This is a genomic window from Microbacterium sp. ZOR0019 (assembly GCF_000800925.1).
In the GTDB taxonomy this organism is placed as follows: domain Bacteria; phylum Actinomycetota; class Actinomycetes; order Actinomycetales; family Microbacteriaceae; genus Microbacterium; species Microbacterium aurugineum.
The window spans coordinates 1-9,248 of record NZ_JRKC01000070.1 but is presented as its reverse complement, the minus strand read 5'-3'; the positions used below and the strand labels follow the sequence as shown (position 1 = coordinate 9,248).

The window sequence follows — 9,248 nt, the reverse complement described above, 5'->3', positions numbered from 1 at the left end:
AGCTCCACCGGCCGCAGCTCCACCGCCGGCCGCAGCTCCGCCAGCAGCGCCCGCGCCCGAGGACGCGGCTGCGCCAGCACCAGCAGGCGGAGTCGACGCGCCACCCGTGCCAGAGCTACCACTCGCGCCCGTGGGCCCCGCCGAGCCGGTAGACCCGGACCCACCGGACGAACCGCCGCCGCCGGCAAGACGGCCAACCTGGGCGGCCCCAGTCGGCAGAGCAGCGACCATGCCGGCCGCCATAGCTCCCCCCGCCGCGCCGCCCGCCGTCGCGCCCACCAGCGGAGTCACGAACCGCATCAGCGCCGGCAGAGCGAACAGGGCCAGGATCATTAGCATGAGTCCCGCGACGATCGACACGAGCCCCGTACCGTCTTTCTGGAACACGTTCGCTCCGCTTAGTTGAAACGCCGCTGCGTAAACGAGCGCGGCGGCCGGCTTGTAAAGAATGGCTGCCGTCAGCCACGCGACGCACCGCTTGAACCACGTCTTGCCCATCTCCGTATTCGTGAACGAGGCAGAGAGCGGGAGGATCCCCGTGAGAATCACGAGCATCCCGCTCCGTGCCACCATCAGCACGATTTGGGCAAGCGATGCAAGGCCGGCGATGACACCCAGGATGATGATGACGAGCGCCCCGAGGCCGCTGGACGAGAGAAGCGGCACCAGGAGCATCATGTTGCGCCCGAAGCACGTCTCGCCCGTACCGGCATCTACTGCGATCAGCCCACCCTCCCCACAGTCGAGAGCCTTGGTCAGCAACCCGATGGAGAAGGCATCAGCAGCCGCGACCAGGATTCCTACGATGACAACACCAGCGCCCGAGACAACCAGGAGGGTGAGGAGCGAGCGTACGACCTCAATACCCGGCTGCGCGCGCTGCTGCCACGCCATCGCAACGCCACCGATCATCACCGAGACGATCGCGGCCGCGCCTGATATCCACCACAGCGATTCCTGGAGGAAATAGACGGTGCCTCCCGCATTGGCGGGCGTCGCGGTTGTTGCCAGACCGGAGACGAGAGCGCTCGACGCGGTGATGAGGATCGTTCCACCCAGGATCATCACTGCGCGCCCGCCGAGCGAACCACCTTCGCCCTTGCGCGATCGCGTCCACAAGATCGCCCCGAGTGCGATCGTGGAGATGATCGCCGCCGCGATGCAGATCCACATCACGTAGCCCATGACCGTCGAGATCGCCTCAGACCCCGCAGGGGCGGTTGGGGATGACGGCACTGATCCTGAGCTGTCGCCCTGGATGACCGGCGTACCGATATAGGCCCACACCGTTCCTGCCGCCGATACGGCCGTGCCATAGAACTCTGCGGACGCGGTGGCCAGGTTGTTGATTGCGTCGCCGACAGCAGAATCGACAACATCCCCAACACACTCGTTGAGGTGAAGAAGATCGCAGGCCATGTCACGGCCCCCACGGGGTGTAGCTGGACAGGTTGGGGATTGCGGCGAAATCGAACGGGGTCGGTGTCTCAGCGTTCAGCTTCCAATCGCCGTCTTGCCAGACCAGCTCGTACACCACAGAGGCGTTGATTGTCTTGCCCTGGCTCGCCCCTGAGATCCCGAGGTCAACCCGGGCCGTGTCTCCGGTGTAGGAGAGCAAGCGGACTCCGCGGACATCCATGCGGATTCCCTGCGTTGTCCCGCCCTGCCCCGCACTGCTGAGCAACTGATCGCGGTAGGGGCCCTCGGGTACGACGTAGTTCACCCAGGCGGCATTAACTGTCGGGTCTCCACCTTGGGCGATTGCGGTCGCAGCCATGAATGCTGCACCCTCCGGGGAGTGCTGGAAGCAGTAGCGGTATCCCTCGGGAGCTGTCATCCCCGGCCCATACTTCGTCGACGTCGGGTAGGCAGTCGTCCCCTGGTAGACCCACTCGTCGACGTCCGGAACGTTCGTGAGTGTGCCTTCCAGCACTTCACCACTGAGCCCGCAAACACTAGCACCGCCCGCGTCCCCCTCCGTGGGGGTCGGGGCGGTGCTAGGGGCCGGCTCGGAGGCGGTGGGTTGGGGTGATGCGGTGGGATCAGGTTTCTGAGCGACGCTGATGCCCACGATGACCCCGACTACAACAAGCGCCACGACCAGGCCCGCCGAGATGATGAAGCCGGGCCGTGTGAACGGGCTCTTCTCTTCGTCTTCCGTAGCCATGTCGGAGCCCCCTTACGCGCAGCCGTTCGCGCCGCCGGCCAGGAAGCCGATGAGGCCCGCCGCTGCGCCGATCACGATCGCGCCGAGGCAGCCGTACAGGATCTTGTTGATGTTGTCGCTGCCCTCGCCGCGGCGAGACTGCGTCCACATCAGCGCGCCGCCGACCATGATGCCGATGATGCAGAGGACCAGGCCTCCCCACATCACCCAGCCCATGATGTCGGTGACGCCTGCGGTCCCGGGCGGCTGGGTCGGGCACGGGCTCGGGAGCGCCTGCGGCACTCTCGAGACGAGCTTGACCACCGCCGTGTCGATCAGGTTCATGCTGTGTTCCTTCCGGTCGTCGATGCCCCTCCGGCACCGGCTTCAATGAGCGCGTGAAGTTCCTCGACGAGTCGACGAACTTCACGCGGAGCGGCATCGAGAGCCAACGACTCTCCCAACCGCCACGATTCGATCCACGGGACGCTCCACTCGCGTGGAGCCCCGCCGCGGACTACCTGCCCGAAGGCGCGCAGCGCCTTCGGGATCCGTCCCGGGGCGTCAGCGACCAGGACCAGGCCGAGCAGATCGACGTGCGGGACGACGCCCGCTGCCCACTGCGTGGCCGTTGCCTGCGCGGCTAGGAGTCCCCCCATGCTCGTGCGAGCGGTCAGTACGACCCGCGCACGGGTGCCGTCGAAGGGCTTCGGCCAGGCATGGCCAGCGGCCACCCAGCCCGGCACGAGGCCCGCCAACGACGTCTCGGCTGACCCGCCATGCGCACCGACCCACCACAGCTCGGCGGTCTCCCACCGGTCGACGATGGGCAGCGCGTGGCGTGCCGGCTCAATGGTCATATCCCGCTGCGGGGCGGTCGGGCCCGTCGCCGCCCGCACGGGAGCTGCGGCCGGCGCAGCCTCATGCGGATCCGGCTCTGTCGGCTGAGTCAGCCACGGGTTTGTCATCACCCCGTCATCCTCTCTCAGATAATGGGAAGCAGACGCTTCGCGTCCACCCTACACCGTTTCCTACCCGATCGGTCTAAATATGTCTATTTCCCGATATCTACTCCACTCTTTGCCCTTTTCCTCCGTTTCGTCTAGTCTGTCGGCATGCATCGCACGACCGTCGAGGATCCTGCCGTGAGTGACGGCAAGTCCTCCGACGCGCTCGACGCGCTCTTCGAGGGCCGTCCAGACATGCTCAGCGTCAGGGACGTCGCCGAGCTGTTCCACATGAGCGAGAAGAACGTCTACGTCTGGCTCAACCGCGGGACCATCCCCGGCTACAAGATCGGGGCGACGTGGCACGTGCTCCGCGACGAGCTCAAGACCACGATGCTCGCCAACCGCAACCTAGGTGGCGGCAAAGAGTAGCAATGCAGATCCGGGGGGAAGCATGAAAAACGGGGGGCTCGCGGTCGCAGCAGTACCAGGGATGATCCTGGTACTGCTCTTCAGCCTGCTACTGGTGGGGTTCGGGGCCGCCGAGGACTGCTCCACCAGTGGCGGAGGGAAGGCGACCGATCTGGTCCTCACAGGGACCGACGACGACAAAGCCGTTGCTTTCATGAAGTGGCTCATGGTGTACCCGTTCGAAGCGCTCGACGGCAAGCCGATGAACCGTGAGCAGGCCGCAGGCGTGGCCGGGAACGTCATGCAGGAATCGGGCTTCAACCCCTCCGCTGTCAACTCCATCGGCGCATCCGGGCTCTTCCAGTGGCTCGGCGGACGCAAGACCGGACTCGAGCAGTTCGCTGCTACGGCGGGTACGTCCTGGGATGACGCCACGACCCAGATGCTCTGGCTCGCCCAGGAGCTGGCCACTAGCCACAACGATGTGGCAGAGGCGATGCTTGCCAGCTCGCCGAAAACGCCGCGCGAGTGGGCGAAGTTCTGGGATGACGAGTTCGAGATCTCCGGCAACGATCAAATCGAGCAGCGGATGGACAACGCCGACCACTTCTACACGCTCGACATCGCGGGCCTGCCCACCTGCGACGGCACGAACCCGACCGTCGGCCTCGACGGCTGGACATCGCCCGCCGCCCCCGGCACCGCCGCATCCAGCGAATACGGCGAGCGGGATGGACGACTGCACGCAGGAATCGACCTCCCCGCCGGCTGTGGCTCACCGATCTTCGCCGCACAGGCCGGCACCGTCCGCATCGCCGGATCGTACGCCGGCTATGGCAATGCCGTGGTCATCGACCACACGGACGGCGTATCTACCCTGTACGGACACATGCCCTGGGGAGCGCTCAGAGTTTCCCAGGGCGAGGAGGTCGCAGCCGGCCAGCAGATCGGCGAGGAAGGCGACACCGGGCGGTCGTACGGCTGTCACCTTCACTTCGAAATCCACATCATCGGCGCACCCATTGACCCGCGCCCGTTCATGGCCGAGCGCGGGATCGACTTCGGCCCACTCGCACCGAACCACTAGCCCCCTTCGAAAGGAACTGATGATGAGCCTGCACGAGGTATCTCCCTGGCCGCACATCGAAATCGTGATCGCCGCTGACGGTACTGGCACGGTCAACACGGGAGCCGCTGAGCATCCCGTGCAGGCTGGCGACGTCGCCGCGGCACGCGAGCACGCTCGATCGATAGCGACCGACACGGCTCGCCGCATCGGTCGACCGGTGCGCGGCACCGTCACCGATCCGTCCGGCACGTGGCCGCTCATCTTCACCCCAGACGGCACAACGCACCCCGACACGACCGCGCCTGAGCGCACTGCGCCGGCAGCACCGCGCAGTGTGCCGCCGACACCCTCTCCGGCCCCGACTGCGCCCGGGAGCCACGCAGCGCTCGTCGAGGCGGCCGGCGGGAACGTCGTGCCGATCCACCCGAACGATGACGCGCAGCTCGACCCGGCAGCGGCTCTGCCCGCCGCACCGGTCGACTCGTTCCCGACTCCCGCGCCCGGGCACGGTACAACGACCGTGACGACCATCGCCGGAGTGCCCCAGATGCCGGTATTCATCAAGGACACGAAGAGCGACCAGGTGGCCCTGACGCGGCGCAGCCTGCGCGACACGACGTTCCTCGTCGACGACGCCCGCCCCGACCCTGCGGTGAAGGGCGTGCGTGGGCTCCTGACGCGCATCGGCATCAAGTCGCAGCCGTCCGCCGCCGAACTCGCTGAGCGCGCCGACATTGCGGCCGTCTCCCGGCACTGGCCCGGCACTCGCACGATCGCCGTCGTGAATCGCAAGGGTGGCAGTGCCAAGACGCCCACCGTGGCGTCGCTCTCCGCCGTGTTCGGCCGCTACGGTGGCGGCGGCGTCCTCGCGTGGGACAACAACGAGAACAGCGGGACTCTCCCCATCAGAACCGACCAGGAGCCACACGGCGCGAGCGTCCTCGATCTGCTGCGCGACGAGGACCGCCTCAACGAAGGCCAGAGCCACGGCCTCATCGCCGGCTACGTGCACCACCAGCAGGCCGACCGCTACGACGTCCTCTGGTCCGATCAGAACGACTTCGGCGACCACGAGATCCAGGCCGAGGAAGTACGCCGCGCCCACCACGTCGCCGCCCGGTACTACCGGATGCTCATCATGGACTCCGGGAACACCGCCCGCGCCGCGAACTGGCGAGCGATGATCGAGCTGACCAACCAGCTCGTCATCGCCACCACAACCGGCGAAGACCGCGCCGAGCTGGGCTCGCGCACCCTGCAGACGATTGCGGAGCGCGACGAACACGGCGCCCGCCTCGCCGAAAACGCGGTCGTCGTCGTGAGCTGCTGGAAGCCGGACGACTACGTGGAAGCGCGCCGCATCACCGACCTGTTCCAGCCGCACGTGCGCTCCGTCGTCGTCATCCCGTTCGACCCGGCTCTGAAAGCGGGCAAGATCCACTTCGACGCCATGCGCCCCAACACACAGCGGGCCTGGCTCGCAGCCGCAGCCGCAGTTGCCCGCGGACTCTGAAAGGAATCTCATGTCCCTCATCAAGCTTCGTCCTTACGGCACGAAGGCCAGCAGCCACCTCGTCAACACTGACCACATCATCACGGTCAGCGCAGCGAGCAACGAGGGTGACTACACCGCGCTCTCCCCCGTCCGGCTCATCATCCTCCTCACGAACGCAAACGCCCCCGACCTCTACGTGCCGATCGATCAGCATGGCAACGAAGACTACGGCGTCGCCGATCCCGCCGGAGCGCTCAGCGCGTTCCACGCGGCCGTCCGCGCCGCCAAGTAGCACCCAGCGTCCGTGCCCACCGCGATGATGTCGCGGTGGGCACGAACAAGCGCTACCCGCACCTGTCGGGACAGCGGCGCGAGGAGAAAGAGCTGCGCGATGCACGCACGCACGGCACGCTCCGCTCCCTCAGCTCCGTGCAGCTCCGCCTCGACGCCCGGCCCATCACCATCGTGCCGGCCGGCGTGAAGCTCTGGGCCCTCGCCTGGCTCCAATTCGGATACGTCGACGTACAGGCCGTCGTCCAGGTCATGCGCTGGACAGCCGACGCCGTAGGCGTGCAGCTCGACGTCGACGGCGAAACCCTCCGCTGCTGGCTCTGGCAAGGAGCCTGCCAACGCCTCGAAAACCGCACCGACGCCTGGTAGAGGCCGCCGCCTTCAAGCTGCACTTGAACCACGGCGTGTCGCTCTGGCGTTAACGCTAGCGCTACCCGTATGTTCATCTCATGGCAGCCCCACGACTCCCCCGCGGAACCCGGCGTAAGCCGGTTACCGCCGGCTGGAAGATCGAGGAACGATCCCGAGACCGCTGGAACGCGATAGCGCTCCGCTCCGGGATCTCAGCCGGCGCACTCTTCGACCGCATGGTTGCGAGCGTCGAGGTCGACGGGCCCAATCGGCCCTCATGGCTGCCTGACAACCCGGACGCCGAAGACGGGGTGCTGCCTATCGACGCCGCTTAACGAGATGAGGCCCGCCAGGGGCGGGCCTCGAAGCTCTTGTGCCTGATCTGACTGAAGTTTGGCGACTGAACCAGATCTAGGCGATGTGAGGAAGAACCGGTCGAGCACCGGACCTTCGTTGTACCCCCGAACCTGCCAGTTTGGAGATGACCCTATGGTAGCCGGTGCTACCCGAAATTCAAGCCTTATCCCTAGGGCTAGCGGCGTGTCGAGATCGCAACCACGACACACGGGCCCCGGACCCGCTGCATGGGCGCAGGATGCCTACGAGCGGCGTTCTCGCGCCCGTAGGCACACGGACGGCTCTCTGGCGTCGCTCAGGCGCGCTACACGCGCTCCTGAGCGCGCGAACGGCGTCAGCGCCCCGGACGTGCCGCGCGAGCTGAACCGGGCCGTGCCGGCCTCTCCTGGCCGCGCGAGCATGCTGCGCATCATCCACGCCCTCGCATCGCAGCCCTACGTCGCGCAGCTCTGCCGCGCCGAGGGGATCGCCGTCGACACGTGGTACGCGATCGCTGTCAACGACGCCCTGGACGCCGACAGCAACGGCCGCGGGCTCCGAACCAGCCAGACCGTCGCCGCGGCCCGTGTCGGCCGCTCAGAGCGCACCGTGCGGCGCGCACGCTCGATCAGCGTCCGCATCGGGATCCTCGTCGAGCTGTACCGCGGCCGTGAGCTGACCCGCGCCGAGCGCCTGGCGCTCATCGAGGCCGCCCCAGGACATCAGCAGCGCGGCATCCCGAACCTGTACGCGGTGACCGTGCTCACCGCCCGCCACCGCGCCGCCGTTGCGATCCCGGTGCCTGGCGAGTTCGCCCAGGTTCTTCCACACATCGAATGCTTCGGCCACCTACCCGTAGGGTCTCGCTTTTCCCCCGTCCGTCACCTTCTCAAAGTTCTTCCCTTAGCGGCCGCTACCGCGTCCGAGGCTGAGGAAACGACAATGGAGACCGGGCGGAGACGTCGACGACGACCAGGAGCCGGCCTCGCCGGAGACTTGCTAGCGCAATCGACGCTCTCGATCCTATTCGACGGCATCCGGCCCGGACAGATCGCCGCTCAGCTCGCCCCCTACGAGTCGGCCGGCTGGAAGCCGGCCGCCCTGGCGGCTGCGCTGACCGACGAGGCCGCCCGGATCGGCGTGAGCCGCTGGGAGCGGGCCCGATCGCCCTTCGGGCTGCTGAAAGCGCTGCTGGCATCCGTCCTGCACTCCCCCGCTCTCCACACCGCCCTGACGGGCGGCCGCAACGACGATGGATCACACAATGGAGCCGCTGCGCGGCCGCAGCCATGCGGCGGCTCGCAGTGCGACGGCCACGGATGGATCAACAGCGTCACCGAGGCCGGCTACACCGTCGTCCGCCCCTGCCCTGACTGCCCGCCGCAGATCCGATCCACGGCACCGGCCACGGAGTACGACGGTGAGCTGCCCTTCTGACGATGCCGCAACCGGCCGGCGTCGATACGGTATCGACATGCCGGATCCTCAGCCGCCCGTGCGCTACTGCATCTACTGGGAAGACCACCTCACGGCCCGGATCCGACAGCACTACTCAATTCTCGCGGCCGCCCGCGCGCTGCTGTACGCAGCCGAAGACGACGCCAACGCGATCGGCGATGCGCGGCGCGGGTACTCCCGGATCATGCCTCACCAGGAATGGGCCCCCTATGAGATCTACGAAGTGACGTGGCACTATCAGCCGGCTACGGAGTAACGTCGCTCTCTTATGCGATCGAGAGTGCAGCGCCGGCCCTACCTAGTCACCGTTCATCCCGAGGGGCGATGGTGGCACATCCGAGTCCCGGATCTGGGCCCAGGCGCAGTCTCACAGGCGCTCAGCCTCCGCGAGGTCGAGAGCCAGGCCCGCGACCTCATCGCCGTGTGGCTCGACGTCGAGCCCGACCGGTTCAAGATCATCGTGAAGCGCCGCGGTGCCCTGCACCCCATGTGGTCAGACAGCCTCCTCGGCCTATGACGAAGCGGCGGCCGCCGGCACGAGGCCGGCAACCGCCGCTTTGGACACCCCGGGGGGCGGGCTGTCGATCGCCCAGACTACGCCGGGCCTCGGACAGCGCAGCTCACTTGCTCTTCGGCGTGAGAGAAGCCAGCGCCGCACGCAGCTCCGCGCTGCCCTCGCGCAGCCCCTCGGCGACGCCCTCGGCCGCGATCGCGCGCGCTTCGGCCGCCGCAGCGGCGTAGTCT

The 9,248-nt window shown here is 67.4% G+C and carries 11 protein-coding genes; 7 read left to right on the top strand and 4 right to left on the bottom strand.

The window, feature by feature from the left end; genetic code table 11:
- From L978_RS14390 to L978_RS14375, 4 genes are all read right to left on the bottom strand, one after another.
- Positions 1 to 1,419, bottom strand: a 1,419-nt coding sequence (locus L978_RS14390; protein WP_047523992.1) for a hypothetical protein, incomplete at its 3' end; no start/stop codon positions are given.
- 1 nt (position 1,420) lies between these two features.
- Positions 1,421 to 2,167: a hypothetical protein gene (locus L978_RS14385; protein WP_047523987.1), complete on the bottom strand. Its 747-nt coding sequence runs from the start codon at positions 2,165 to 2,167 to the stop codon at positions 1,421 to 1,423.
- 12 nt (positions 2,168 to 2,179) lie between these two features.
- Complete coding sequence (locus tag L978_RS14380; protein ID WP_047523986.1) at positions 2,180 to 2,491, bottom strand: hypothetical protein; 312 nt, start codon at positions 2,489 to 2,491, stop codon at positions 2,180 to 2,182.
- A complete protein-coding gene (locus L978_RS14375) occupies positions 2,488 to 3,114 on the bottom strand; it encodes a DUF6668 family protein (protein WP_231555073.1) in 627 nt (208 codons plus the stop codon). The genes L978_RS14380 and L978_RS14375 overlap by 4 nt, the downstream gene beginning before the upstream one ends.
- 147 nt (positions 3,115 to 3,261) lie before the next feature.
- On the opposite strand from L978_RS14375, the gene L978_RS14370 reads away from it, so the two are divergent.
- The 7 genes from L978_RS14370 (at position 3,262) to L978_RS14340 (ending at position 8,760) form a co-directional block, all read left to right on the top strand.
- Complete coding sequence (locus L978_RS14370; protein WP_081997074.1) at positions 3,262 to 3,525, top strand: helix-turn-helix domain-containing protein; 264 nt, start codon at positions 3,262 to 3,264, stop codon at positions 3,523 to 3,525.
- Between the two features lie 61 nt (positions 3,526 to 3,586).
- Positions 3,587 to 4,591, top strand: a complete 1,005-nt coding sequence (locus L978_RS18425) for a phage tail tip lysozyme (protein WP_052193784.1) — start codon at positions 3,587 to 3,589, stop codon at positions 4,589 to 4,591.
- A 22-nt stretch (positions 4,592 to 4,613) separates the two neighbouring features.
- Complete coding sequence (locus tag L978_RS14360; RefSeq protein WP_047523989.1) at positions 4,614 to 6,086, top strand: MinD/ParA family ATP-binding protein; 1,473 nt, start codon at positions 4,614 to 4,616, stop codon at positions 6,084 to 6,086.
- Between the two features lie 10 nt (positions 6,087 to 6,096).
- Positions 6,097 to 6,360: a hypothetical protein gene (locus tag L978_RS14355; RefSeq protein ID WP_047523984.1), complete on the top strand. Its 264-nt coding sequence runs from the start codon at positions 6,097 to 6,099 to the stop codon at positions 6,358 to 6,360.
- A 35-nt stretch (positions 6,361 to 6,395) separates the two neighbouring features.
- Positions 6,396 to 6,728 carry a hypothetical protein gene (locus L978_RS14350; protein WP_052193781.1) on the top strand — a complete coding sequence of 111 codons (333 nt, stop codon included), beginning with the start codon at positions 6,396 to 6,398 and terminating at the stop codon, positions 6,726 to 6,728.
- 738 nt (positions 6,729 to 7,466) lie between these two features.
- Entirely contained in the window at positions 7,467 to 8,483 is a 1,017-nt protein-coding gene (locus L978_RS14345) for a hypothetical protein (RefSeq protein ID WP_047523983.1), read from the top strand.
- 37 nt (positions 8,484 to 8,520) lie between these two features.
- Positions 8,521 to 8,760, top strand: coding sequence for a hypothetical protein (locus L978_RS14340; protein ID WP_047523982.1), 240 nt, complete (start codon positions 8,521 to 8,523; stop codon positions 8,758 to 8,760).
- Positions 8,761 to 9,248 lie beyond the last annotated feature (488 nt).